Here is a 26,563-nt window from a genome sequence, read left to right on the forward strand (position 1 = left end):
GCGTGCGACGCCCGTACAGAGGTCTTGACCACTTGATTGGTCTGGACCATGCTGTGGCGCGCTCCACCTCGATTCCCCCACCCCCGGAGGCAGTTGTGGACCGCACCAGACCCCTGAACCTCCTGCTGGCAGGCGTGCTCGCGGCCGGCGGGATCGCGGCGCTCACTCCAACGGCCCAGGCCGCCGACGCCGAGCTCGCCCGCAACGGCGGTTTCGAGTCCGGCCTCGACGGCTGGAGCTGCACGGCCGGCAGCGGCGCCGTCGTCGCGTCGCCCGTGCACGGCGGGACGAAGGCCCTGCAGGCGACACCGGCGGGCAGCGACAACGCCAGGTGCTCGCAGACCGTCACCGTCAAGCCGAACTCCACCTACACGCTGAGCGGCTGGGTCCGCGGCTCCTACGTTCACCTCGGCGCCTCCGGCATCGGTACCACCGACGTCTCCACCTGGACCCAGTCGGCCCCCGACTGGCAGAAGCTCGCCACCACCTTCACCACCGGCGCCTCCACCACCTCGGTCACCCTCTACACCCACGGCTGGTACGGCACCGGCGCGTACCACGCCGACGACCTGTCCCTGCTCGGCCCCGGCGGCGACCCCGTGCAGCCGCCCGGGACGCCCACCGGTCTCACGGCCGGCTCCCCGACCTCCACGGCCGTGACGCTCACCTGGCCCGCCGTCCCCGGCGCCACCTCGTACCGGCTCTACCGGGACGGCGTCCTCATCGCCACCGTCACCGGCACCTCGTACACCGCCACCGGCCTCGCGCCCGGCACCTCGTACGGCTTCCAGGTCTCCGCCGCCAACAGCGCGGGCGAGTCGGCGAAGTCCGCCTCCGTGTCCGTCACGACCACCTCGGGAGGCGGCGGCACCCCGGGCGGCGGCCTGCCCGCCCACGCCCTCGTGGGCTACCTCCACGCCAGCTTCGCCAACGGCTCCGGTTACACCCGCATGGCCGACGTGCCCGACTCCTGGGACGTCATCAACCTCGCCTTCGGCGAGCCGACCTCGGTCACCTCCGGCGACATCCGCTTCCGCCTGTGCCCGGCGACGGAATGCCCGAACGTCGAGTCCCCGGCCGACTTCAAGGCCGCCATCAAGGCCAAGCAGGCCGCCGGCAAGAAGGTCCTCATCTCCATCGGCGGGCAGAACGGCCAGGTCCAGCTCTCCACCACGGCCGCCCGCGACACCTTCGTCTCGTCCGTCTCGAAGATCATCGACGAGTACGGCCTCGACGGCCTCGACATCGACTTCGAGGGCCACTCGCTCTCGCTGCAGACCGGCGACACCGACTTCCGCAACCCGACCAGCCCGGTCATCGTCAACCTGATCCAGGCGGTCAGGACCCTCAAGGCGAAGTACGGCGCCGCGTTCGTCCTCACCATGGCCCCGGAGACCTTCTTCGTCCAGCTCGGCTACCAGTACTACGGCTCCGGACCCTGGGGCGGCCAGGACCCGCGCGCCGGCGCCTACCTCCCGGTCATCCACGCCCTGCGCGACGACCTCACCCTGCTGCACGTCCAGGACTACAACTCGGGCCCCGTCATGGGCCTGGACAACCAGTACCACTCCATGGGCGGCGCGGACTTCCACATCGCGATGACCGACATGCTGCTCACCGGCTTCCCGGTCGCCGGCAACACCGACCGCGTCTTCCCGGCCCTCCGCCCCGAGCAGGTCGCCATCGGCCTCCCCGCCTCCCCCCAGGCCGGCAACGGACACACCGCCCCGGCCGAGGTGAACAAGGCACTGAACTGCCTGACGAGGAAGACCGACTGCGGTTCCTACCAGACCCACGGCACCTGGCCCGGCCTGCGCGGCCTGATGACCTGGTCGATCAACTGGGACCGCTTCGGCAACGGGGAGTTCAGCCGGAACTTCGACGCCTACGCCTGGAGCTGACCCGCCGCCGGCTCCTGCTCCAGCCCCGTCCGCCGCAGCGCCCGGACCATCGCCGGAAGGTCCGGGTCGCCGCGGTCCTCCGCGACGACGTGCGCCGCCAGCAGCTCAGGCGTCAGCCGCCGCGCCTCCGCGGCCGTCATCAGGATCTCCGCCGCGGGCCGGTCGTACGCCACGAGGTCCGCCAGCAGGCCCAGCGCCTCGTCCCGCTCCACGAACCGGCTCATCCCGCAGTCGAGTCCGTCGTCGTCCAGGTCCCCGGGGTACGGGGCCCGGCCCCAGGCGCCGTTCTCGTACCAGTACACGCAGCCCAGCTCGTTGCCCTCGAGCCGGTCGCGCAGTTCCTCGTAGGGCAGCCAGTCGGGGCCGCCGGCCAGCATGTCGACCGGCGGCTCGTACCACTTGCAGCCGCTCGACTCGTCCTCGCCGTACAGCACGTAACGGCCCTCGTCCATCCGGGAGAACGTCCACCAGGTACAGCCGCAGTCGTCGAGGTGGAGTCCCTCGTCGTCGATCCAGATGCCGGTCCGGTGGATCCCCTCCCCCTCCTTCTCGGTCGTCGCCTGGACCACCGCGTTCAGGGCCCAGCGCGCCCACAGGAGTTCGGGGTCGGGCAGGTCGGCCGGCAGTCCGGGCCGGTGGATCGTCATGGGTGCTCCGGTTCGTCCGTTCGGGTGCGGGCAGCGCGACCGTACCGCGCCGCGAAGAGCGGCCAGCGCAGCAGGGGCAGGCACAGCGCGACGGAGGCCAGCACGTCCAACGGCCAGTGGAAGCCGCGCAGGACCAGCCCGGTGGCCGTCACCGCCGTGAGGACGGCGGCGACGGGCAGCAGGCGGCGCGACAGCAGGGAGGCCGCGCCGAAGTACGCCACCATCGCCGTCGCCGTGTGGCCCGAGGGGAAGTAGCCGGCGGCCCAGGGCTCCAGCGGGCCCGGGCGGGCGGTCCAGATCTTCAGCGGGACGACCAGGAGCGGGACGAGGGCCATCGCCAGGCCCGCGCAGAGGGCCGCGGCGCGCCGGCCGCGCCACGCGGCGTACGCCATGGCGCAGCCGAGGACCGGGAGGGCGACGGCCATGTCGCCCAGGTCCGAGGCGGCCTCGCTCAGGCCGCGCGGGACGGTGTCCACCAGGGCGCGGGAGAGGCGTTCGTCGAGCCCGGCCAGCGGGCCGTGGACGAGGACCTGCCAGGTGACGACGGAGAAGGCGACGATCGCCCAGAAGACAGCCGACCGCCCCGGAACAGGGGGGGTGGTTCCGGGGCGGTCGCCTGGACCGGGCTGCCGCGCGCCCCGGGGGGTGTGGGGCGGGCGGCCATCCGATCGGTGAGGAGTTCCGGAGCCCAGGGCTCCAGTGGTGTGCGCGAAGGCACGGTGCGGGCGGGGCTGGGGAGGCTCCGCCCTGGGTGTTTCTCTCATCTGCAGAAACCGTACGGCACGAAAGAGGGGACCGACAGCCGGAACTCCATCCCGCCATCGGCCCCCCACAGCTTCTTCACACAGGGTGTCAGAAGTCGCCGCTCGGCCGTCAGATCTGGGCGAGCGCCGCCTCGATGACGTCCAGGCCCTCGTTCAGCAGGTCCTCGCCGATGACCAGCGGCGGCAGGAAGCGCAGCACGTTGCCGTAGGTGCCACAGGTGAGGACCAGGACGCCCTCGTTGTGGCAGTACTTGGCGAGCGCGGCGGCGGCCTCGGCGAACGGCTCCTTGGTCGCCGGGTCCTTCACCAGCTCGATCGCGATCATGGCGCCGCGGCCGCGGATGTCACCGATGACCGGGAACTTCTCCTGCATCGCGGTGAGGCGGCCCTTCATGACCTCCTCGATGCGCTTGGCCTTGCCGTTGAGGTCGAGCTCCTTCATGGTCTCGATGGCGCCCAGGGCACCGGCGCACGCGACCGGGTTGCCGCCGTAGGTGCCGCCGAGGCCGCCACCGTGCACGGAGTCCATGATCTCGGCGCGGCCGGTCACGGCCGCGAGCGGCAGACCGCCCGCGATGCCCTTGGCGGTGGTGATGAGGTCCGGGACGATGCCCTCGTCCTCGCAGGCGAACCACTGGCCGGTACGGCAGAAGCCGGCCTGGATCTCGTCCGCGACGAAGACGATGCCGTTGTCGTTGGCGAACTTCACGATCGCCGGCAGGAAGCCCTTGGCCGGCTCGATGAAGCCGCCCTCGCCGAGCACCGGCTCGATGACGATCGCGGCGACGTTCTCGGCACCGATCTGCTTGGTGATGTTGTCGATCGCCTGGGCGGCGGCCTCGGGACCGCAGTTCTCGGCACCCGTGGGCCAGCGGTAGCCGTAGGCGACCGGCACGCGGTAGACCTCGGGCGCGAACGGGCCGAAGCCCTGCTTGTACGGCATGTTCTTCGCCGTCATGCCCATGGTGAGGTTGGTACGGCCGTGGTAGCCGTGGTCGAAGACGACGACGGCCTGGCGCTTGGTGTACGAACGGGCGATCTTGACCGCGTTCTCGACCGCCTCGGCGCCCGAGTTGAACAGCGCCGACTTCTTGGCGTGGTCGCCCGGGGTCAGCTCGGCCAGCGCCTCGCAGACCTCCACGTAACCCTCGTACGGCGTCACCATGAAACAGGTGTGGGTGAAGTCCTGGAGCTGCGCGGAGGCGCGGCGCACGACGGCCTCGGCGGAGGCGCCCACGGAGGTCACGGCGATGCCGGAACCGAAGTCGATCAGCAGGTTGCCGTCGACGTCCTCGATGATGCCGCCGCCGGCCCGCTTGGTGAACACCGGCAGCGTGGAGCCCACGCCACCGGCGACCGCGTCGAGACGGCGGGCCTGAAGCTCCTGCGACTTCGGGCCGGGGATGGCGGTGACGACGCGCCGCTCCTGCGGGACAGCGTTCATGCGGGGCTCCTGGGGGTGTTCTGGACGCACTTGCGGGTTTCCTCCGCAGGCTAGGCGCGGGGGAGGGGGTCGGGCATGCGCCGATCGGGAGTGTTGTGGGGTGTGTCGTTGTCCGCGATGGACATGGCGACGGCCCCGTGGCCCTCGGCCCGCCCCGTGGCCGCGCCCGGCCGGTGCCCGTGCTCCTCCCGGGCGGCGATGGGCCGTACGGGTGGGCGAATCCCCTCCGGGGCGGCCCCGGGCCACTAGATTGACGGTGGCACAGTTGCGGCGACCTGGCTGGTCAGGGGGCAGGGGTTCATGGAGACCGACGGTACGTACGAGTCGAGCGGCACCCGGGGAGCCGAGGTGCCCCGGCCGGCGACACCGCCGGGTGAAGCCCCGACGGCCGCGAGCGCCCCGGCCGCCCCGCCCGTGCCGCCGGACGGAGCCGCGCCCCCTGGGGCACCGCGTCCGGCCGCGTCACCTGTGCCGCCCGCGGTGTCCGTGCCGCCCGTGCCGTCCGCACCGCCGGTCCCGTCCGCAGCGCCGTCCGTGAGCCCGGGCGGGGTGACGGCGCCGGAGCACGCACCGGCGCCCGCCGGAGCGCCCGCGCCACCCGGCGCGCCGCCGCGCCCGGTCCGGGCGCCCGGCGCCACGAGCCCGGTCGCCGAGTGGCTGGACGCGCCACGGCCGGAGGCGGGGCCGGGGATCTGGCGGTTCCGGCACGTGCCGCCCGGCCCCGACGGACCCGAACGGCTCGCGCCCGTCACCATCGCCGGGATGCTGATCCCGGTGGCGATCGGACTCCTCGCCTGGTCCGCCTGGCGCTCCGAGGTCTTCCCGTACAAGCCCGAGTTCCTGTGGCTGCTCACGCCCAGGGAATGGTGGTACCCGGCCACCACCGCTCCCGTGGACTGGCACGGCCAGGCGGCCCGCGCGATGTACGACGGCGTGTTCCTCCTCGTCCTCGTCGCCGCCATCGGCTTCCTCGGCTCCTGGCGCACGATCGTCCGGCACTACGTGGGCCGGTTCCGCCCCGGCGCCCGCGCCGCCCTCGCGGGCGCCATGGCCCTCGGCACCCTCGTCCTCGTCTGGCCCGAGGCCTTCGGCCTCGACTGGGACCCGCTGCCCGTCGTGTCGCCGGTGCTGGCGCTCGTCGCCCTGCTCACCGGCGGATTCGACGTCTTCACCTCGCCGTTCGTCGTCTACACCCTCTACACGCTGATCACCCTCCTCGTCCTCTGGCCGTTCGCCCGGCTCGGCGACTGGAAGGGCCTCGTCCGTGCCCGGCGCGCCCGTACCGCCGCGGCCGCCGCCGCCCAGGCCGCGCCCACCGCGCCCACCGGGCCCGCCGTCCCCCGCTCCCAGTGGCCCGAGCTGCGCGAGGCCGGCGAGCGGCAGGCCGCGGACCTGCTCGCCGCCGCCGTCGCCGACGGCCGGATGAACGACGTCGACTGCGCCCGGGTCCGGCGCGCCTGGCAGGACACCGGGCACGACGCCGTACGCCGCTCCGCCCTCGTCGGCAAGCTGCTCCGCGACGGGCCGGCCGTGGGCGGCCACCCGTCCGGCGACCGTGATCTGCCCGGCCGCGCCGCCGCGCACGACCTGCTCCTCGGCCAGGTCCGGGTCGGGCGCTACCCGGCCGGCGAACGCACTCCCCGCCCCTACCACCAGGCCGGTCTCGCCCTCGACCCCGGACTCCTCGGCACCTCGCTGCTCGCCGTCGGCCCCTCCGGCTCCGGCAAGACCCGCTCGCTCGTCGCCCCGGTCGTCGAGTCGCTCACCCTGCAGGCCCTCGCGGGCGGCTGCTCCGTCGTCGCCGTCGCCGCGGCCGGCGCCCCGCTCGGCCCCGACGGGGCGTACGACGTCGTGATCCGGCTCGGCGACCCGTCCTCGCCGTACGACCTCGACCTCTACGCCGGGGCCACCGACCCCGACGAGGCCGCCGCCTTCCTCGCCGAAGGACTCGTCGGCGACATGGAGGGCGTGGAGACCCGCCGCGCCGCGACCGTCCTCGCCCAGCTCATCGGCCCCTACCGGGCCGCGTACGACCGCTTCCCCACCGTCCCGGTGCTCCGCGAACTCCTCGAGGCCCGCCCCGAGACCCTGCGGACCCTGCTCGACCTGCTGCCCGGGGACGCCGCCGCCCAGGCGATGCGGCGCGAGCTGGAGTCCCGGATCCGCCAGGTCGGCACCGCGACCGACCTCGGCCCCGTCCTCGCCGACCGGCTTGCGGCGCTCGACCGGCCGGTGTTCGCGGAGTTCTTCGGCGGCGGCGCGGACAGCCGCCCGTTCTCGCTCCGGGCCGTGGCCCAGCACCCCGTACGGGTGCGGATCGGCCTTCCCGACGGCGCCCACGAGGAGGCCGCCCGGCTCCTCAACCGGCTGCTGCTCGCCCAGTTCCAGTCCGTCGTACGGGACCGGGACCGTTCGGCGCGCGGCCACTTCGCCTGCCTGGTGCTCGACGACGCGGCGGGCGCGCTCACCTCCGGCACGGTGCGGGCCCTGCAGCGGCTGCGTCCGCAGAACGCCGGCGTCGTCCTCGCCCTGCGCACCCTCGCGGAGGTGCCGGCCGCGCTGCACGGGCCGCTGCTCGCGGTCGTCGGCTGCCGGATGGCGTTCGCGGGCATCCCCAACTGGGACGGCCGGGCCTTCGCCGAGGCGTGGGGCACCGAACGGGTGGAGACCACCGAGGTCGCCCACCACACCGTCTTCGCCGACCAGCCGATGACCCGGGCCTTCCACGCCCTCCGCAAGCTGATGACCGGCAAGGCCGTGACGACGGAGGCGGTGACGGTGCGCGAGGTCGAGCGCGAGCGCTGGTCCGCCTCCGACCTCGCCCACGCCGTGCCGCCCGGCCACGCCGTCCTGTCCCTCACCCACGTCGGCGGCGAGCACACCCCGCCGCTCCTGGTCGACCTGCGCGGCTGAGCGGGGCGGGCGGGGCCGACGCCGGGGGAAAGGACGGCGTAGGGGCGATGGGCGGGCCGCAGGGAGACGCGGTGTACGGGCGAGGGCGGGGCCGCAGGGAACGATGGCGCACGGGGGAGGGCCCGGCCGCAGGGAACGGCGGTGCACGGGCGAGGGCCCGGCCGGAGGGAACGATGGCGCACGGGCGAGGGCCGGGCCGCAGGAATCGACGGCGTACGGGCGAGGGCGGGGCCCGGTGCGGGCTGGCAGAATCAGGGGCACGCCCGCCCCCACGGGCCGCCCGCCTCCCCGCCCCACGCGACCCCGCCCCCGCGCGCAGCTCCCCTCCCCAGCACCAGAACCTCAAAGGTCCGACGGTCCCCAATGCCGCCCACCCTCGCCTCGCTCGTCCAGCACTCGGCGCTCAAGCTCACCGTCCGTGCCGGTGAGGACCGCCTCGACACCCCCGTGCGCTGGGCCCACGTCAGCGAGCTCACCGATCCCGTCCCCTACATGGAGGGCGGCGAACTGCTGCTCACCACCGGCCTCACGCTCGACGCCGAGGACCCCGAGGCGATGCGGCGCTATGTGCGACGGCTGCTCGGCGCCGGTGTCGTCGGGCTCGGCTTCGCCGTCGGCGTCAACTACGAGGACATCCCGGCCGCGCTGCTCGAAGCGGCCGGCGAGGAGCACCTGCCGCTGCTCGAAGTGCCGCGGCGGACACCGTTCCTCGCCATCAGCAAGGCCGTGTCCGCGGCCATCGCCGCCGACCAGTACCGGGCCGTGACCGCCGGTTTCGAGGCGCAGCGCGAGCTGACCAGGGCCGCGCTCGCCGAGGGCCCCGACGCCGTCGTCGCCCGGCTCGCCGCGCACGTCGACGGCTGGGCCGCGCTGTACGACACCTCCGGCACCGTCCTCGCAGTCGCGCCCGAGTGGGCGACGCGCCGGGCCGCCCGGCTCACGGCCGACGTGGAACGGCTCCGGGAGCGGCCCGCGCCAGCGAGCGCCGTCGTCGGGGGCACGGACGACCGGGTCGAGCTGCAGTCCCTCGGCACCGGGCGACGCGTGCGCGGAGCGCTCGCGGTCGGCACGGGAGCACCCCTGGGCACGGCCGAGCGCTATGCCGTGCACTCGGCGATCGCCCTGCTCACCCTCACCACGGAACGGTCCCGCTCGCTCCAGGCCGCCGAACAGCGGCTCGGCGCGGCGGTGCTGCGGATGCTGCTCGCCGGTCAGCCGGACCACGCGCGGGGGGTGGCGGGCGACCTGTACGGCGGGCTGCTCGACGCGCCGTTCCGGCTGCTCATCGCCGAACCGGTCGCGTCGGCCGAACCGAAGGAGGGCGAGCCGCCGCTCGCGGTGCTCGCCGAGACGCTGGAGGCCGCGGCCGCCCGTGCGGGCGAGTCGGTCCTGACCGTGCCGGAAGGCCCGGAGGGCGGGGAACGGCTCGTGGTCCTGGCCGGCGACGGGGGAGCGGTGGTCACCGCGTGCGAGGCGTACGCGACGCGGGAGGCGGAGGAGGCCGGCCTCGTCGTCGGGCTCTCGGCCCCGACCGGCCCGATCGCCGCGGCCGCCGCCTACAAGCAGGCCGAACAGGCGCTCTCGGTGGCCCGGCGGCGCGGCCGCGCCCTGGTCGAGCACGAGGAACTGGCGGCCGGCTCCGTCCTGCCCCTCCTCGCCGACGACGCGGTCCGCGCCTTCGCCGACGGCCTGCTGCGGGCCCTGTACGAACACGACGCGACCGGCCGCGGCGACCTGGTCGCCTCACTGCGCGCCTGGCTGTCCCGCCACGGGCAGTGGGACGCGGCCGCCGCCGACCTGGGCGTCCACCGCCACACGCTCCGCTACCGGATGCGCCGGGTGGAGGAGATCCTGGGCCGCTCGCTCGACGACCCGGACGTGCGGATGGAGCTGTGGCTGGCCCTGAAGACCACGGGCGAACCGACCCCGGGCACACCGGCGAAGCCGGCCGGCTGAACGCGGCGGGGTGCCCGCGGCGTGACCGCCCGCCGTGACCGACGGCGCCGGTGGACGCGGAGGCCGGACGGTCCGAGTCCCCCCCGGACGGGGCCCGGAGCGTCGGAGGGCCGGGGCTCGCCGAATCACCGTTCCGCCGCGATCCTGCCCGATCACGGGCAGGATTCCTGGTCCTGGACGCCGTCGCTCCGTAATCTCCTGTGCATGACACGTCCTGCCGGCGAACCGGCCGCATCCGAGGCCCAGCAGTCCCCGCTCCCGCCCTCCTCGCCTCCGCCGTCCGCCTCCCTCGCCGTCCGCCGGATCCCCGTCGCCGTCTGGGTGGCGCTCGCGATCGTGTACGTCGTCTGGGGGTCCACGTACCTCGGCATCAGGGTCGTCGTCGAGACCATGCCGCCGTTCCTGTCGGCAGGCGCCCGGTTCGTGACGGCCGGACTGATCCTCCTGGCCGTCATCGCGTGGCGGCAGGGGCCGGCCGCGCTGAAGGTGAGTCCGCGTCAGCTGGCCTCGGCGGCCGTGGTCGGTCTGCTGCTGCTCGTCGGGGGCAACGGCCTCGTCGTGCTGGCCGAGACCTCGATCCCGTCCGGTCTCGCCGCGCTGCTCGTCGCCGTCGTGCCCGCCTGGGTCGTGCTGCTCAAGGCCGCCTTCGGCGACCGGCCGAGCGTCGGCGGGATCGCCGGTGTGCTGCTCGGCCTGACGGGGCTCGGCGTGCTCACCCTTCCCGGGCTCAGCGGCGAGATCGCGATCGGCGGAGTCGTGCTGGTCGTCGTCGGCGCGCTCCTGTGGGCACTCGGCTCGTTCTCCGCGGGGCGGATCCCGATGCCCGCGAGCCCCTTCACCGCCAGCGCGTACGAGATGCTCGCGGGCGGCCTAGCGGGCCTCGGCGTCGGGCTCCTCCGCGGCGAGCAGCACGGTCTCGACCTGTCGGCGGTCTCCGGCCGCTCCTGGGCCGCCCTCGCGTACCTGATCGTCTTCGGCTCGCTCGTCGCCTTCACCGCGTACGCCTGGCTCATCCAGACCGCGCCGATCTCGCTCGTGTCCACCTACGCGTACGTCAACCCCGTCGTCGCCGTGGCCCTCGGCGCGCTGATCCTGAACGAGGCCCTGACCTGGTCGATCATGCTCGGCGGCGCGATCGTCGTCGCCGGCGTCTGTCTGATCGTGTCGACCGAGCGGCGCGGGTGATCACACGTCCCCTACGCTGACGGGGCTTCGAACTTCCTTCGATTCGAGCCAGGGGTGGGGATCCGGATGGCAGATCGCGCAACCGACAGCACACGACCGGGGCCGTGGCGGTGGGCGCTCGCCGTGCTGGTCCTGCTCGGTGTCCCGCTCGCCCTCGTCGGAGGCATCGCCTCGTGCGTCGCCTCCGACACCGGCAACCTGCCGGGGGACGCGATGGAGCGCGTCTGGGAGACCCCGGAAGACAAGACCGCCGCCGAGTACGGCAACGCGGCCTGGCTCGTCGGGGACACCGTCGTCCGCAGCCGCTTCGACGCCGTCACCGCCTTCGACGCCGGTACGGGTAAGCGCCGCTGGGAGTACGCCGTGCCCGGCCGGGCCGAGATCTGCGCCACCAGTAGCGCCGTGGCCGACTCCGTGGCGCTGATCGGCCTCATGGAGGGTGACAAGGGCTGCGCCACCGTCGCCGCGATCGACCTGAAGGACGGCCGCGAGCTGTGGCGCACCGACCGCCGGCCGGACACCGGTGACCCGAAGGACGAGTCCGACGTCGTCGCCACCGGGGCAGGCCTCGCCGTGCTCCGCGACGAGGACGAGCGCTGGGGCGGGGAACCCGGCCGGGAACCGGCGGCGGGCGCGCCGCGCGTGCTCCCCGGTGACCGGGCACTGCGAGCCTTCGACCTGCGGACCGGCGCCCCGCGCTGGAAGGCCGCCGTGCCGAAGGGCTGCCTCCCGCGCCGTGTCGCCGTCGCGTCGGAGCAGGTGCTCGCCGCCCTCCAGTGCGCGACCGAGGCGAAGCTGGCCGCCTTCGACCCGGCCGACGGAAAGGCGCGGTGGACCGTTCCGCTGGGCGCCCGGCGTCCCGTCGCCGCGAACGCCTTCATGTCCTTCCTGTCCGCCGAACCGATCGTGCTGCAGGTCCAGGAGCCGGTGGGGCACGGCCTGCACGCCTACCTCGCCTTCGGTCCCGACGGCCGCCGTCAGGGACAGATCGACGCCTTCGGCGGCCGTCCGCCGGCCGTCGCCGACGGGAAGCTCTTCGCCGGGTCCAGCAGCGTCTCCGCCTTCGACCTGGCGACCGGGAAGGAGGTGTGGAGCACGGAGACCTGGGGCTGGCGGGAGATCACCGGGATGTACGCCGGAAACGGCCGCGTGGCGGTCTTCACCCACTCCAGGAAGGGCCTGGACGAGCTGTACGTCTACGACTCGGCCTCGGGCGAGACGGTCGACGAGCGCACCTTCGACCACGACACGGACGACGGCAACGACGAGCTCACCGGCCTCTTCCGCTACGAGGACCTGTACATCGCCGCCCGCTGGGGCGAAGACGCCCGGCGCCCCTTCTCCGCGTACCGCACCTGGTGACGGCGGGCGCGCCCCCTGTCCGCTTCCGCCAAAGCGGACAGTCGCCCCCACCCACCACTCCACACCGGACAAGCGCCCGTCCGCCCGCTTCGCCCTAACGTGTCACAAGAGCGCGAGAGCACCCCCCTCGCACCCTCCAGCGATGCACCGATACGGAAAGGGCCGGTACGCAATGACGACCACCCACGCCTTCTGGCTCGCCGGCCGCGAGGCCACCGGCGAGGCCACCTTCGACGTCACGAACTCCTTCGACGGACGTCTGGTCGGCAAGGTCAGCGTGCCCACCGAGGCCCAGGTCGAGGAGGCCGTCGCCGCCGCGCACGCCGTCGTCGACGAGTTCGCCGCGACCCCCGCGCACGTCCGCGCCGCCGCCCTCGACCACGTGTCGAAGCGTCTCGCCGAGCGCACCGAGGAGATCGCCCAGGTCATCTCCGCGGAGAACGGCAAGCCCATCAAGTGGGCCCGCGGCGAGGTCGGCCGTGCCGTCTCCGTCTTCCGGTTCGCCGCCGAGGAGGCCCGTCGCTGGAACGCCGGCGAGGCCCAGCGCCTCGACACCGAGGCCGGCGGCGCCGGCCGGCTCGCGCTGACCCGCCGCATCCCCAAGGGCGTCGTGCTCGGCATCGCGCCGTTCAACTTCCCGCTGAACCTCAGCGCCCACAAGGTCGCCCCGGCCATCGCCGTCGGCGCCCCCATCATCCTCAAGCCGGCCCCGGCCACCCCGATCTCCTCCCTCATCCTGGGCGAGCTGCTGGCCGAGACGGACCTGCCGGCCGGCTCCTGGTCGATCCTGACCGTGCCGAACGACCGCATGCCCGCCCTGGTCCAGGACGAGCGCCTCCCGGTCATCTCCTTCACCGGCTCCGACAAGGTCGGCTACGCCATCCAGGAGTCCGTGCCGCACAAGCACTGCACCCTGGAGCTCGGCGGCAACGCCGCCGCCGTCGTCCTCCCGGACTGGTCCTCCGAGGCCGACCTGGACTGGGCCGCGAGCCGCATCGCGACCTTCTCCAACTACCAGGGCGGCCAGTCCTGCATCTCCGTGCAGCGCGTGATCGCCGACGCCTCCGTCTACGACCGCCTGCTGCCGAAGATCGTCGCCGCGGTCGAGGCCCAGGTCACCGGCGACCTGGCGGACGACGCCACCGACGTCGGCCCGCTCGTCGACGAGAACGCCGCCAAGCGCGTCGAGGCCTGGGTGGACGAGGCCGTCGCGGCCGGTGCCAAGCTGCTCGCCGGCGGCAAGCGCGAGGGCGCCACCTACGCCCCGACCGTCCTCACCGAGCTCCCGGCCGACGTCACCCTGGCCCGCGCCGAGGTCTTCGGCCCGGTCCTGACCGTCGCCAAGGCCGACGGCGAGGCCGAGGCGTTCGCCGCGGTCAACGACTCCGACTTCGGCCTCCAGGCCGGTGTCTTCACCCACGACCTCCAGGCCGCCTTCCGCGCCCACCGCGCCCTCGAGGTCGGCGGCGTGATCGTCGGCGACGTCCCCTCGTACCGCGCCGACCAGATGCCGTACGGCGGCGCCAAGCGCTCCGGCGTCGGCCGCGAGGGCGTCAGGTACGCGATGGACGACTACACCTACGAGCGCGTCCTGGTCCTGACGGGCCTGGCGCTCTAGCCCGTACACCCGTACGGACGAAGAGACCGGCGGTCCGAGCCCACTGTGCGGGGGCTCGGACCGCCCTTCGTCTTTCCGAAGCCGTCGATATCGGGTACGACGGACGAGTAGCACCACGTAACGCCAAGCCAACCAGGCTCCCGACGAGCGGCGAGGTGAGCTCCTCATGTCCGCACCCACCCAGCGGCCGCCCAAGGTCACCGAACGCGAGGCCAGGCAGGTCGCCGAGGCGGCCCGCCAGCAGGACTGGCACAAGCCGAGCTTCGCCAAGGAACTCTTCCTCGGCCGCTTCCGCCTGGACCTCATCCATCCGCATCCGATGCCCGCCGACGAGGACGTACGGCGCGGCGAGGCCTTCCTCGCCAAGCTGCGGGCGTTCTGCGAGACCGAGGTCGACGGCGCCCGCATCGAGCGCGAGGCCCGCATCCCCGACGAGACCGTCCGCGGCCTCAGGGAACTCGGCGCGCTCGGCATGAAGATCGACCCGAAGTACGGCGGTCTCGGCCTCACCCAGCTGTACTACAACCGGGCCCTCGCGCTGGTGGGCTCGGCCAGCCCCGCGCTCGGCGCGCTGCTGTCCGCCCATCAGTCCATCGGCGTACCGCAGCCGCTGAAGATCTTCGGCACCCAGGAGCAGAAGGACGCCTTCCTGCCCCGGCTCGCCCGCAGCGACATCTCCGCCTTCCTGCTCACCGAACCCGACGTCGGCTCCGACCCGGCCCGGCTCGCCACCACGGCCGTGCCCGACGGCGACGACACGTACGTCCTGGACGGCGTGAAGCTGTGGACCACGAACGGCGTCGTGGCCGACCTCCTCGTCGTCATGGCCCGCGTCCCCGCCTCCGAGGGCCACAGGGGCGGCATCACCGCCTTCGTCGTCGAGGGCGACTCGCCCGGCATCACCGTCGAGCACCGCAACGCCTTCATGGGCCTGCGCGGCCTGGAGAACGGCGTCACCCGCTTCCACCAGGTGCGGGTGCCGGCCGCGAACCGCATCGGCCCCGAGGGCTCCGGCCTCAAGATCGCGCTGACCACCCTCAACACCGGCCGGCTCTCGCTGCCCGCCGCCTGCGCGGGCGCCGGCAAGTGGTGTCTGAAGATCGCCCGCGAGTGGGCCGCCGAACGCGAGCAGTGGGGCAAGCCCGTCGCCCGGCACGAGGCCGTCGGCACCAAGATCTCCTTCATCGCCGCCACCGCCTTCGCCCTGGAGGCCGTCGTCGACCTCGCCTCCCAGATGGCCGACGAGGACCGCAACGACATCCGCATCGAGGCCGCCCTCGCCAAGCTGTACGGCTCCGAGATGGCCTGGAAGATCGCCGACGAACTCGTCCAGATCCGCGGCGGCCGCGGCTACGAGACCGCCGACTCCCTCGCCGCGCGCGGCGAACGGGCCGTCCCCGCCGAACAGGTCCTTCGCGACCTCCGCATCAACCGGATCTTCGAGGGCTCCACGGAGATCATGCACCTGCTGATCGCCCGTGAGGCCGTCGACGCCCACCTCGCCGTCGCCGGCGACATCATCGACCCCGACAAGCCGCTCGCCGACAAGGCGAAGGCGGGTGCCCGGGCCGGCGGCTTCTACGCCCGCTGGCTGCCGCAGCTCGTCACCGGCCAGGGGCAGCTCCCGGGCGCGTACGCGGAGTTCGGCGACCTCGCCACCCACCTGAGGTACGTCGAGCGCACCTCCCGCAAGCTCGCCCGTTCCACCTTCTACGCCATGTCGCGCTGGCAGGGGAGGATGGAGCTCAAGCAGGCCTTCCTCGGCCGGATCGTCGACATCGGCGCCGAACTCTTCGCCATGAGCGCGGTCTGCGTACGGGCCGAACTGCTGCGCACCACCGGCGCCCACGGCCGCGAGGCCCACCAGCTCGCGGACGCCTTCTGCCGCCAGGCCCGGCTCCGTGTCGCGGAGCTCTTCGGCCGTCTCTGGTCCAACACCGACGACCTGGACCGCAAGGTCGTCGACGGCGTCCTGGCGGGCAGGTACACCTGGCTGGAGGAGGGCATCCTCGACCCGAGCGACGACGGCCCCTGGATCGCGGACACCACCCCCGGGGCGTCGACGAAGGAGAACGTCCACCGGAAGATCACCTGACGGGCACCTGCACCTGACGGGCACCGGCGCCTGACCTGCACCTGACCGGCACCTGCACCTGACCGGTACCGGCACCTCACCGTACCGGCGACGGCGCCTGACGCCGGACCTGGACGAAGGGTGCCGGCACCGGGTGCCGGGCGAAGGGCGGCCCCGCACCCGCCAGGCCGGGCCGGGGCGCCTGGCCCTCCATCCCGTCCACCCTCCGGACGCGTGCCCCGGCGCCGTGCGCCGCGCGGCAGGATGGCGGCGTGACCGTCATCGACATCCCCGGCTCCAAGTCCGTCACCGCCCGCGCGCTCTTCCTCGCCGCCGCCGCCGAAGGCACCACCACGCTGCTCCGGCCGCTGCGGTCCGACGACACCGAGGGCTTCGCCGAAGGGCTGAAGGCCCTCGGTTACGCCGTACGGCAGGAGCCCGGCGCGTGGCACATCGAGGGGCGGCCCGCCGGGCCCGGGGTCGGCGAGGCCGACGTGTACTGCCGGGACGGGGCCACCACCGCGCGCTTCCTGCCCGCACTCGCCGCCGCCGGGCACGGCACCTTCCGTTTCGACGCCTCCGCCCAGATGCGCCGCCGCCCGCTCGGGCCGCTCACCACCGCCCTGCGCGAACTCGGCGTCGACCTGGCGCACGGCGAGCGCGAGGGCCACCACCCGCTCACGGTCCACGGCCACGGCATCAAGGGCGGCGCGATCCGCCTCGACGCCGGCCAGTCCTCGCAGTACCTCACCGCGCTGCTCATGCTCGGGCCGCTCACCGCCGAGGGCCTCGCGATCACCGTCACCGACCTGGTCTCGGAGCCGTACGTCGAGATCACCCTCGCGATGATGCGGGCCTTCGGCGCCCGGATCGCCCGCGAAGACGGTCCGGAAGGCCGTACGTACACCGTCGCCCCGACCGGCTACCGGGCGACCACCTACGCGATCGAGCCCGACGCCTCCACCTCCAGCTACTTCTTCGCCGCCGCCGCGCTCGTCCCGGGCGGCGCCGTCACCGTGCCCGGCCTCGGCACCGGCGCCCTCCAGGGCGACCTCGGCTTCGTCGACGTGCTGCGCCGCATGGGCGCCGAGGTCGAGACCGGTGACGGCGGAACGACCGTCCGCTCCACCGGCAGCCTCCACGGCCTCACGGTCAACATGCGCGACATCTCCGACACCATGCCCACCCTCGCCGCGCTCGCGCCCTTCGCCGACGGGCCCGTACGCATCGAGGACGTCGCCAACACCCGGGTCAAGGAGTGCGACCGGCTCGACGCCTGCGCCGAGAACCTGCGCCGACTCGGGATCGACGTCGCCACCGGCCCCGACTGGATCGAGATCCGGCCCGGAACCCCGGCCGGACCCGTCGAGATCGCCACCCACGGCGACCACCGGATCGTGATGTCCTTCGCGGTCACCGCACTGCGCACGCCCGGCGTCACCTTCGACGACCCCGGCTGCGTCCGGAAGACCTTCCCGGACTTCCACACCGTTTTCGCAGCCTTCGCACGGGGGCTGTGAGGAGCGCACGGTCTTTGCGGCAAGAATGGGGGGCATGAGCGACCGCCCCTCTCCTCTCGCCGACCCGCACATCGCCTTCGACGTGTCCGAAGGCCGCCGGGACATCGTCGTCCTCGGCTCCACCGGGTCCATCGGCACCCAGGCCATCGACCTGGTCCTGCGCAACCCCGACCGGTTCCGGGTCACCGCCCTCGCCGCCTCCGGCGGCCGGATCGGGCTGCTCGCCGAGCAGGCGCACCGGCTGCGGGTCGGCACGGTCGCCGTCGCCCGCGAGGAGGCCGCCGAGGAGCTCCGTACCGCCCTGACGGCGCTCTACGGCTCCGAGCCGCTGCCCGAGATCCTGGCCGGCCCCGACGCCGCCACCCAGCTCGCCGCCTCGCCCTGCCACACCGTCCTCAACGGCATCACCGGCTCCATCGGCCTCGCGCCCACCCTGGCCGCCCTGGAGGCCGGCCGGACGCTCGCGCTCGCCAACAAGGAGTCGCTGATCGTCGGCGGCCCGCTCGTGAAGGCGCTGGCGAAGCCGGGCCAGATCATCCCGGTCGACTCCGAGCACGCCGCCCTCTTCCAGGCGCTCGCCGCCGGCACCCGCGCCGACGTCCGCAAGCTGGTGGTCACCGCCTCCGGCGGCCCCTTCCGCGGCCGGACCCGCCAGGAGCTGGAAGGCGTCACCCGCGAGGACGCCCTCGCCCACCCGACCTGGGCGATGGGCCCGGTCATCACGGTGAACAGCGCCACCCTGGTCAACAAGGGCCTGGAGGTCATCGAGGCGCACCTGCTCTACGACATCCCGTTCGACCGCATCGAGGTCGTCGTCCACCCCCAGTCCTACGTCCACTCCATGGTCGAGTTCACGGACGGCTCCACGCTCGCCCAGGCCACCCCGCCCGACATGCGCGGCCCGATCGCCATCGGCATCGGCTGGCCCGAGCGGGTCCCCGACGCGGCCCCCGCCTTCGACTGGTCCACGGCCTCCACCTGGGAGTTCTTCCCGCTCGACAACGAGGCCTTCCCCTCGGTGAACCTGGCCCGCCACGTCGGCGAGCTCGGCGGCACCGCGCCCGCCGTCTTCAACGCCGCCAACGAGGAGTGCGTGGACGCCTTCCTCGCCGGAAGGCTGCCGTTCAACGGAATCATGGATACGGTCACAGCGGTCGTCACCGAGCACGGGGACCCGGGCAGGGGAACCTCGCTCACGGTGTCGGACGTCCTGGAAGCGGAGACCTGGGCCCGGGCCCGGGCCCGGGAACTCGCGGCGAAGGCAATCGCGGAGGCGCGCGCATGACCACACTCCTGACCGTTCTCGGCATCGTGCTGTTCGCGCTGGGACTCCTCGTCTCCATCGCGTGGCACGAGCTGGGGCACCTCTCCACGGCCAAGCTGTTCGGCATCCGCGTGCCGCAGTACATGGTCGGCTTCGGCCCCACCATCTGGTCGCGGAAGAAGGGCGAGACGGAGTACGGCATCAAGGCCATCCCGGCCGGCGGCTACATCCGCATGATCGGCATGTTCCCGCCCGGCAAGGACGGCCGGATCGAGGCCCGCTCCACCTCCCCGTGGCGCTCCATGATCGAGGACGCCCGCGAGGCCTCCTTCGAGGAGCTGCAGCCCGGCGACGAGTCCCGGCTCTTCTACACGCGCAAGCCGTGGAAGCGCGTCATCGTCATGTTCGCCGGGCCCTTCATGAACCTGGTGCTCGCCGTCGTGCTGTTCTTCGGCAGCGCCATGGCCATCGGCTTCGAGACCCAGACCACCAAGGTCGCCGGCGTCCAGAAGTGCGTCATCGCCCAGGACACCAAGCGCGAGCAGTGCCAGGCCGGCGACCCGGTCTCGCCCGCCTACGCCGCGGGCCTGAAGCAGGGCGACAGGATCGTCGCCTTCAACGGCACCCCGGTCTCGGACTGGAACACGCTCTCCGACCACATCCGCGACACCATCGGCCCCGCCACCGTCACCGTCGAGCGCGACGGCCGGCGCATGGACCTGCACCCGACCCTCATCAAGAACGAGGTCTACAAGAAGGACGCCGACGGCCGGGTCGTCCAGCCGCTGCAGACCGTGCCCGCCGGCTACCTGGGCTTCGCCTCCAAGACCGAGGTCCTGCCGCTGACCTTCGGCGAGTCCGTCGACCGCATGTCCGACCAGCTCCAGGCCGGTGTCGAGTCCGTCATCGCCCTGCCGGGCAAGATCCCCGCCCTGTGGGACGCCGCCTTCGGCGACGGCGAGCGCGCGAAGGACTCGCCCGTCGGCGTGGTCGGCGCCGCCCGCCTCAGCGGCGAGCTGATGACCCTGGACGCGCCGCCGCAGACCATCCTCGTCTGGTTCATGAACCTGCTGGTCATGTTCAACGTGTCGCTGTTCCTGTTCAACATGCTCCCGCTGCTCCCGCTCGACGGCGGCCACATCGCCGGCGCCCTGTGGGAGTCGGTCCGCCGGCACACCGCGCGGATCTTCAGGCGGCCCGACCCGGGCCCGTTCGACGTGGCCAAGCTCATGCCGGCCGCGTACGTGGTGGCGGGCGTGTTCGTCTGCTTCACCCTGCTCGTCCTGGTCGCCGACATCGTCAACCCGGTGAAGCTGACCTAGTGCGCACCCGGCCGGACACCCCTGCGGTGTCCGGCCGCCCGCCCCCGGGGCGGTAATCTCGAAGACCTGAGCCCGATGAACCACACCTTGGGGTTGTACAGCTGATGACCGCGATCTCTCTCGGTATCCCGTCCGTTCCGACCAAGCTCGCTGAGCGGCGCAAGAGCCGCCAGATCCAGGTCGGATCGGTGGCCGTCGGCGGCGACGCCCCCGTGTCGGTGCAGTCGATGACCACCACCCGCACCTCCGACATCGGCGCCACGCTGCAGCAGATCGCCGAGCTCACCGCGTCCGGCTGCCAGATCGTGCGCGTCGCCTGTCCGACCCAGGACGACGCCGACGCCCTCGCGACCATCGCGAAGAAGTCGCAGATCCCGGTCATCGCCGACATCCACTTCCAGCCGAAGTACGTCTTCGCCGCCATCGACGCGGGCTGCGCCGCGGTCCGCGTCAACCCGGGCAACATCAAGCAGTTCGACGACAAGGTCAAGGAGATCGCCAAGGCGGCCTCCGCGGCCGGCACCCCGATCCGCATCGGCGTCAACGCCGGTTCGCTGGACGCCCGCCTCCTCGCCAAGTACGGCAAGGCCACGCCCGAGGCGCTCGTCGAGTCCGCCCTGTGGGAGGCGTCCCTCTTCGAGGAGCACGGCTTCCAGGACATCAAGATCTCGGTCAAGCACAACGACCCGGTCGTGATGGTCAACGCCTACCGCCAGCTCGCCGCCCAGTGCGACTACCCGCTGCACCTGGGCGTCACCGAGGCCGGCCCCGCCTTCCAGGGCACCATCAAGTCCGCCGTCGCCTTCGGCGCCCTGCTCTCCGAGGGCATCGGCGACACCATCCGCGTGTCCCTGTCGGCCCCGCCGGCGGAGGAGATCAAGGTCGGCATCCAGATCCTGGAGTCGCTCAACCTGCGCCAGCGCCGCCTGGAGATCGTCTCCTGCCCGTCCTGCGGCCGCGCCCAGGTCGACGTCTACAAGCTCGCCGAGGAGGTGACCGCCGGCCTGGAGGGCATGGAGGTCCCGCTCCGCGTCGCCGTCATGGGCTGCGTCGTCAACGGCCCCGGCGAGGCCCGCGAGGCCGACCTCGGCGTCGCCTCCGGCAACGGCAAGGGCCAGATCTTCGTCAAGGGCGAGGTCATCAAGACCGTCCCCGAGTCCAAGATCGTCGAGACGCTCATCGACGAGGCCATGAAGATCGCCGAGCAGATGGAGAAGGACGGCGTCACCAGCGGCGAGCCGACCGTCTCGGTCGCCGGCTGACCCGCACCGGTCCCCGGAAAGCCCCTCCCTCGGGAGGGGCTTTTCCGTACCTCCGGAACGGCGAGAAGTTCGTACCCCCTCATCAGCGAGAACGAGGGTATGGTGCCAAGACCAGTAGAACCGTACGGTGAGGCCCCACGTGTTGACGCAATCATCGACGCGGGTCCTCGAACCCGCCGACCTCGGCGCAGCGCTCGCCGTCCTGGACAGCGCTCCCGTCGAGAACGCCTTCGTCACCGCCCGCGTCCAGCTCGCCGGACTCGACCCCTGGCGCCTCGGCGGCGAGATGTGGGGCTGGTACAGCGACGGACACCTCACCTCCCTGTGCTACTCCGGCGCCAACCTCGTGCCCATCTGCGCCACCCCGGAGGCCGTCCGCGCCTTCGCCGACCGGGCCCGCCGGGCCGGTCGCCGCTGCTCCTCCATCGTCGGCCCCGCCGAACCCACCGCCCACCTGTGGCGGCTCCTCGAACCCAGCTGGGGCCCCGCCCGCGACGTCCGCGCCCACCAGCCGCTGATGACCGCCGACCAGCCCTCCGCCACCGTCGAGGCCGACCCGCTGGTCCGCCGGGTCCGCAAGGACGAGATGGACGTGATCATGCCCGCGTGCGTGGCCATGTTCACCGAGGAGGTCGGCATCTCCCCGCTCTCCGGCGACGGCGGGCTGCTCTACCAGGCCCGGGTCGCCGAACTCGTCGGCTCCGGCCGCGCCTTCGCCCGCATCGAGGACGGCAAGGTCCTCTTCAAGGCCGAGATCGGCGCCGCCACCCGCCAGGCCTGCCAGATCCAGGGCGTCTGGGTCGCCCCCGAGCACCGCGGCAAGGGCCTCTCCGAGACCGGCATGGCCGCCGTCCTGCGCTACGCGCTCGCCGACGTCGCACCCGTGGTCAGCCTCTACGTCAACGACTACAACGCCCCCGCCCGCGCCGCGTACCGCCGCGTCGGCTTCGAAGAGGTCGGCGCCTTCATGAGCGTGCTGTTCTGACCGGCTTGTAGGGTGCGGCGCATGGATGACACCGAGGTCGTGGTCGCGCCGGTCAATCTCGCCGCACGGGTCGACGAGGCCCTCGCCGTCCAGGCCGTCGCCTTCGGCCTCGACGCGGCCGAGGTGGCCGTACGCCGCCACATCGTGCTGCGCCACCTCCTGAACCCCGGCGCGTGCGCGTACGGTGCCACCACACCCGACGGACGGCTCGTCGGCTTCGTCTACGGCATGCCCAACGACCGCTCCCACTGGTGGTCCACGGTGGTGGAGCCGTACCTGCGCGCCGAGGGCAACGTCGAGTGGCTCGACGACTCCTTCGTCATCACCGAGCTGCACGTCCACCCCGCCTTCCAGGGCAGGGGAGTGGGCCGCGACCTGATCACCACCATCACCGACCGGTCCGAGCTGCCCCGCTCCATCCTCTCCGCCATCGACACCGAGAGCCCCGCCCGCGGCCTGTACCGCTCCCTCGGCTACACCGACCTCGCCCGGCGGGTGCTCTTCCCCAGCGCGCCCCGCCCGTACGCGGTGATGGGAGCCCCGCTGCCGCTCAGGCGCGGGAACTGATTTCACCGACCAGGGGCGACCCGGCTAACCTCCTAGCCATCACCGATCACCCGGCATTACCCGGCAGGAGTACGAGAACCATGGCCAACGCACCGGTCCAGCGCATGTCCCAGTTGATGGCGAAGACGCTGCGCGACGACCCGGCGGACGCCGAGGTCCTCAGCCACAAGCTCCTCGTCCGCGCCGGCTACGTCCGCCGCACGGCCGCGGGCATCTGGAGCTGGCTGCCCCTCGGCAAGAAGGTCCTCTCCAACGTCGAGCGCATCGTGCGCGAGGAGATGGACGCCATCGGCGCCCAGGAGGTGTCCCTCCCGGCGCTGCTGCCCCGCGAGCCCTACGAGGCCACCGGCCGCTGGGACGAGTACGGCGCCGAGCTGTTCCGCCTCCAGGACCGCAAGGGCGGCGACTACCTCCTCGGCCCGACGCACGAGGAGATCTTCACCCTCCTGGTGAAGGACCAGTGCTCGTCCTACAAGGACCTGCCGGTCACCCTGTACCAGATCCAGACGAAGTTCCGCGACGAGGCCCGCCCGCGGGCCGGCATCCTGCGCGGCCGCGAGTTCCTGATGAAGGACTCCTACTCCTTCGACCTGGAGGACGAGGGCCTGGCGAAGTCCTACGCCCTGCACCGCCAGGCCTACCAGCGCGTCTTCGAGCGCCTCGGCCTCGACTACCGCATCTGCGCGGCCACCGCCGGCGCCATGGGCGGCTCCAAGTCCGAGGAGTTCCTCGCCCCGGCCGAGGCCGGCGAGGACACCTTCGCCGACTGCCCGAACTGCGACTTCGCGGCGAACACCGAGGCCGTCTACCAGGAGGTGAAGCCGGTCGACGGCTCCGCCGTCCCCGCGGCCGAGGAGATCCCCACCCCCGACACGCCCACCATCGAGACCCTCGCCGCCTCCCTCGGCGTGCCGGCCTCCGCCACCCTCAAGAACCTCCTCGTGAAGGTGGACGGCGAGGTCGTCGCCGTCGGCGTGCCCGGCGACCGCGAGGTCGACATGGACAAGGTCGAGGCGCACTTCGCCCCGGCCACCGTCGAGCTGGTCACGGAGACGGACTTCGCCGCCCGTCCCGACCTGGTCCGCGGCTACGTCGGCCCGCAGGGCCTGGACAAGGTGCAGTACCTCGCCGACCCGCGGGTGGCGCCCGGCACCGCCTGGATCACCGGCGCCAACAAGGAGGGCACGCACGCGAAGAACGTCGTCGCGGGCCGTGACTTCGAGGTCGACGCGTACGTGGACGTCGTGGTCGTCCAGGACGGCGACCCCTGCCCGAAGTGCGGCACCGGCCTGAAGCTGGACCGCGCCATCGAGATCGGCCACATCTTCCAGCTGGGCCGCAAGTACGCCGACGCCCTCAAGCTCGACGTCCTCGGCCAGAACGGCAAGCCGGTCCGCGTGACCATGGGCTCCTACGGCATCGGCGTCTCGCGCGCGGTGGCGGCCCTCGCCGAGCAGACCGCCGACGACAAGGGCCTGTGCTGGCCCGCCGAGGTCGCCCCGGCCGACGTCCACGTCGTCGCCGCCGGCAAGGCCCTCCAGACCGAGCTGGCCCTCGAGGTCTCCGACAAGCTCGCCGCCGCGGGCCTGCGCGTCCTGGTCGACGACCGCGCCGGCGTCTCCCCGGGCGTCAAGTTCACCGACGCGGAGCTCATCGGCGTCCCGAAGATCCTGGTCGCCGGCCGCCGCGCGGCGGAGGGCGTGGTGGAACTGAAGGACCGCCGCACGGGCGAGCGCGAGGAGCTCCCGGTGGACGAGGCCATCGCCCGCCTCTCGGCCTGACCCGACCCGAAGGGGCGCGACCCGTGAGGTCGCGCCCCTTCGGCGTTCCCGCGGCCGTCCCGGCCCCTCAGGAGGTCTCCTCCCTCGGTGCCGGGTCCACCGACGCGCCCGTCAGGTCCTCGATCGCGTCCACCGCGTCCGCCCGCCCCGCCAGGTACGCCTCCGACGGCGGCGCCGGCGTCGGAGGCACCGGAGGCGGCAGGGGGGCGTGGTGGTGTTCGCCGGCCGGGGAGGCGGCGCCGCGTTCGAGGAAGCGGAGCAGCTCCACCGGGATCGGCAGCACCAGCGTCGAGTTCTTCTCGGCGGCGACGGCCATGACCGTCTGGAGCAGCCGCAGCTGCAGCGCGGACGGCGCCTCCGCCATCTGGTGGGCCGCCTCCGCCAGCTTCTTCGACGCCTGCAGCTCCGCGTCGGCGTTGATCAGCCGCGCCCGCCGCTCCCGGTCCGCCTCCGCCTGCCGGGCCATCGACCGCTTCATGGTCTCCGGCAGCGAGACGTCCTTGATCTCGACCCGGTCGATCTGGACGCCCCAGCCGATCGCCGGCGAGTCCAGCATCAGTTCCAGGCCCTGGTTGAGCTTCTCCCGGTTGGACAGCAGGTCGTCCAGGTCGCTCTTGCCGATGATCGACCGCAGCGAGGTCTGCGCCATCTGCGAGACGGCGAACTTGTAGTCCTCCACCCGCACCAGGGCCTCCGCCGCGTCCACGACCTTGAAGTAGACGACCGCGTCCACCCGCACCGTCACGTTGTCCCGGGTGATGCCCTCCTGGGCGGGCACGGGCATCGTGACGATCTGCATGTTCACCTTGTGCAGGCGGTCCACGAACGGAACGATCATGTTGAATCCGGGCTGGCGCACCTCACCGCGCAGCCTGCCGAAGCGGAACACGACCCCGCGCTCGTACTGCTTGACCACCCGGGCCGCCGCACCGGCGTACGCGGCGACCACCACGGCCGCTCCGACGGCGGCCATCAACAGCTCCTGGATCATCACGGCCCCCTCGGGGAAGGGTTACAGCAAGGGTATTCCCCTACAACCAGCCCGCGAACTCGAGCAGCAGCTCCGCGTCCGCCGGCCGGCCCGCCGTGAGCGACCGGATCGCGGACTCGACGGCGCGGAACAGGGTCCAGCCGCGCAGCCGCTCCCGGTCGATCTCCAGGGCGTCGGCGAGCTTGTTCACCCGGCGGCGTGCCGCCGAAGCCCCGGCCGACGCGGCCACCAGGTCCTCCACCCGGTCCCGGACCAGTCTGGCCAGGTCGTAGGCGCGCTCGCCGACCAGCGGCTCGGGGCCGACCGCGAGCCACGGCGCACGGTCGCCGGCCAGGACCTTGCCCTGCCGGAACTGGCCGTGGAGCAGCAGCGTCTCGGAGGCCCCGGCCACGAGCTCCTCGCGCGCGGCGAGCGCGGCGGCGACGAGCTCGCCGGCCTCGGTGTCGGTCCGGTACGGCCCCATGGCCTCCGCCTGCCGGCCGGTGCGCCCGGCGACCGACTCGAAGCCGTGCCCGGCGGGCGGCTCCACCCACAGCTTCCGTACCGTCCCGGCGGCCTCCAGGAGGGCCTTCGCCTCCGGCAGGGAGCGCAGGGACACCTCGGGGTGCAGCCGCTCCAGGACGAGACCGCCGTTCCCGGTCTCGCCGAGCAGCCGCGCCGCGCCCCAGCCGTTCCAGTGCGCGAGCGCGTCCCGCTCCAGGTCCGGGCGGGCGAAGCCGGGCGCGATCTTCACGACCGCCTCGGGCACGAGGACGACGAGGCTGCTGCGCCCGCCGGGTGCCATCACCCGTTCGGCGACGAGCCCGGCGTCGTCCAGCGTGTCCCGGGCGAGCTCCGGGAGCTCCCCGAGCCATTCGGCCGCGGCAGCTTCCCCGTACGTCTCGCCGAGAGCCCGCACCAGTCGCTGCGGCGGTTCGAAACCCATGCGTGCGTTGATTCCTTCGTTCCTTCGACGGCCCGAGGCCCGGCTCAGGGGCAAGCCCCAGGGGCACACCCCCCGGACAGGC

At 73.1% G+C, this 26,563-nt stretch carries 19 protein-coding genes; 14 read left to right on the top strand and 5 right to left on the bottom strand.

Features of this window, described 5'->3' with window-relative positions:
- The first annotated feature begins 95 nt into the window (after window positions 1–95).
- Window positions 96–1,901 carry a carbohydrate binding domain-containing protein gene (locus tag ACFY8W_RS22860; protein WP_391108082.1) on the top strand — a complete coding sequence of 602 codons (1,806 nt, stop codon included), beginning with the start codon at window positions 96–98 and terminating at the stop codon, window positions 1,899–1,901.
- On the opposite strand, the gene ACFY8W_RS22865 is transcribed toward ACFY8W_RS22860, so the two are convergent.
- The 3 genes from ACFY8W_RS22865 to gabT form a co-directional block, all read right to left on the bottom strand.
- Window positions 1,886–2,548, bottom strand: coding sequence for a hypothetical protein (locus tag ACFY8W_RS22865; protein ID WP_391108084.1), 663 nt, complete (start codon window positions 2,546–2,548; stop codon window positions 1,886–1,888). The genes ACFY8W_RS22860 and ACFY8W_RS22865 overlap by 16 nt on opposite strands.
- Window positions 2,545–3,312 (bottom strand): phosphatase PAP2 family protein, encoded by a 768-nt coding sequence (locus tag ACFY8W_RS22870; protein WP_391108087.1) that lies wholly within the window; start codon window positions 3,310–3,312, stop codon window positions 2,545–2,547. The genes ACFY8W_RS22865 and ACFY8W_RS22870 overlap by 4 nt, the downstream gene beginning before the upstream one ends.
- A gap of 109 nt (window positions 3,313–3,421) precedes the next feature.
- Window positions 3,422–4,756, bottom strand: a complete 1,335-nt coding sequence (gene gabT, locus ACFY8W_RS22875) for a 4-aminobutyrate--2-oxoglutarate transaminase (RefSeq protein ID WP_391108090.1) — start codon at window positions 4,754–4,756, stop codon at window positions 3,422–3,424.
- 300 nt (window positions 4,757–5,056) lie between these two features.
- On the opposite strand from gabT, the gene ACFY8W_RS22880 reads away from it, so the two are divergent.
- The 13 genes from ACFY8W_RS22880 to ACFY8W_RS22940 all read left to right on the top strand — a co-directional run bounded on the left by ACFY8W_RS22880 (window position 5,057) and on the right by ACFY8W_RS22940 (window position 24,565).
- Window positions 5,057–7,669, top strand: coding sequence for an ATP/GTP-binding protein (locus ACFY8W_RS22880; RefSeq protein ID WP_391108093.1), 2,613 nt, complete (start codon window positions 5,057–5,059; stop codon window positions 7,667–7,669).
- Window positions 7,670–8,032: 363 nt separating this feature from the next.
- A complete protein-coding gene (locus tag ACFY8W_RS22885) occupies window positions 8,033–9,625 on the top strand; it encodes a PucR family transcriptional regulator ligand-binding domain-containing protein (RefSeq protein WP_391108096.1) in 1,593 nt (530 codons plus the stop codon).
- 204 nt (window positions 9,626–9,829) lie between these two features.
- Entirely contained in the window at window positions 9,830–10,810 is a 981-nt protein-coding gene (locus tag ACFY8W_RS22890; RefSeq protein ID WP_391108099.1) for an EamA family transporter, read from the top strand.
- Between the two features lie 66 nt (window positions 10,811–10,876).
- Window positions 10,877–12,172 carry a PQQ-binding-like beta-propeller repeat protein gene (locus ACFY8W_RS22895; RefSeq protein ID WP_391108101.1) on the top strand — a complete coding sequence of 432 codons (1,296 nt, stop codon included), beginning with the start codon at window positions 10,877–10,879 and terminating at the stop codon, window positions 12,170–12,172.
- A 172-nt stretch (window positions 12,173–12,344) separates the two neighbouring features.
- Entirely contained in the window at window positions 12,345–13,790 is a 1,446-nt protein-coding gene (locus ACFY8W_RS22900; protein WP_391108104.1) for an aldehyde dehydrogenase family protein, read from the top strand.
- 166 nt (window positions 13,791–13,956) lie between these two features.
- Window positions 13,957–15,885, top strand: coding sequence for an acyl-CoA dehydrogenase family protein (locus tag ACFY8W_RS22905; RefSeq protein WP_391108106.1), 1,929 nt, complete (start codon window positions 13,957–13,959; stop codon window positions 15,883–15,885).
- Between the two features lie 251 nt (window positions 15,886–16,136).
- The gene (gene aroA / locus ACFY8W_RS22910; RefSeq protein WP_391108109.1) at window positions 16,137–17,384 is read left to right on the top strand and encodes a 3-phosphoshikimate 1-carboxyvinyltransferase; all 1,248 of its coding nucleotides are present in this window, start codon (window positions 16,137–16,139) and stop codon (window positions 17,382–17,384) included.
- 34 nt (window positions 17,385–17,418) lie between these two features.
- On the top strand, window positions 17,419–18,669 hold the full coding sequence (dxr, locus tag ACFY8W_RS22915; protein ID WP_391108112.1) for a 1-deoxy-D-xylulose-5-phosphate reductoisomerase: 1,251 nt from the start codon (window positions 17,419–17,421) through the stop codon (window positions 18,667–18,669).
- Complete coding sequence (locus ACFY8W_RS22920) at window positions 18,666–19,970, top strand: site-2 protease family protein (RefSeq protein WP_391108115.1); 1,305 nt, start codon at window positions 18,666–18,668, stop codon at window positions 19,968–19,970. Before dxr ends, ACFY8W_RS22920 begins: the two co-directional genes overlap by 4 nt.
- Window positions 19,971–20,074: 104 nt before the next feature.
- Complete coding sequence (gene ispG, locus ACFY8W_RS22925; RefSeq protein WP_391108118.1) at window positions 20,075–21,232, top strand: flavodoxin-dependent (E)-4-hydroxy-3-methylbut-2-enyl-diphosphate synthase; 1,158 nt, start codon at window positions 20,075–20,077, stop codon at window positions 21,230–21,232.
- A 139-nt stretch (window positions 21,233–21,371) separates the two neighbouring features.
- Window positions 21,372–22,217 (top strand): GNAT family N-acetyltransferase, encoded by an 846-nt coding sequence (locus tag ACFY8W_RS22930; protein ID WP_391108121.1) that lies wholly within the window; start codon window positions 21,372–21,374, stop codon window positions 22,215–22,217.
- 21 nt (window positions 22,218–22,238) lie between these two features.
- On the top strand, window positions 22,239–22,784 hold the full coding sequence (locus ACFY8W_RS22935; protein WP_391108124.1) for a GNAT family N-acetyltransferase: 546 nt from the start codon (window positions 22,239–22,241) through the stop codon (window positions 22,782–22,784).
- Between the two features lie 80 nt (window positions 22,785–22,864).
- Window positions 22,865–24,565: a proline--tRNA ligase gene (locus tag ACFY8W_RS22940; protein WP_391108127.1), complete on the top strand. Its 1,701-nt coding sequence runs from the start codon at window positions 22,865–22,867 to the stop codon at window positions 24,563–24,565.
- A 67-nt stretch (window positions 24,566–24,632) separates the two neighbouring features.
- Here the strand turns inward: ACFY8W_RS22940 and ACFY8W_RS22945 are convergent, their stop codons facing one another.
- Together ACFY8W_RS22945 and ACFY8W_RS22950 are read right to left on the bottom strand one after the other, a co-directional pair.
- Window positions 24,633–25,556: an SPFH domain-containing protein gene (locus ACFY8W_RS22945; protein WP_391108130.1), complete on the bottom strand. Its 924-nt coding sequence runs from the start codon at window positions 25,554–25,556 to the stop codon at window positions 24,633–24,635.
- A 40-nt stretch (window positions 25,557–25,596) separates the two neighbouring features.
- Entirely contained in the window at window positions 25,597–26,481 is an 885-nt protein-coding gene (locus tag ACFY8W_RS22950; RefSeq protein WP_391108133.1) for an aminoglycoside phosphotransferase family protein, read from the bottom strand.
- Window positions 26,482–26,563 lie beyond the last annotated feature (82 nt).

Source organism: Streptomyces sp. NPDC012637, assembly GCF_042954805.1.
In the GTDB taxonomy this organism is placed as follows: domain Bacteria; phylum Actinomycetota; class Actinomycetes; order Streptomycetales; family Streptomycetaceae; genus Streptomyces.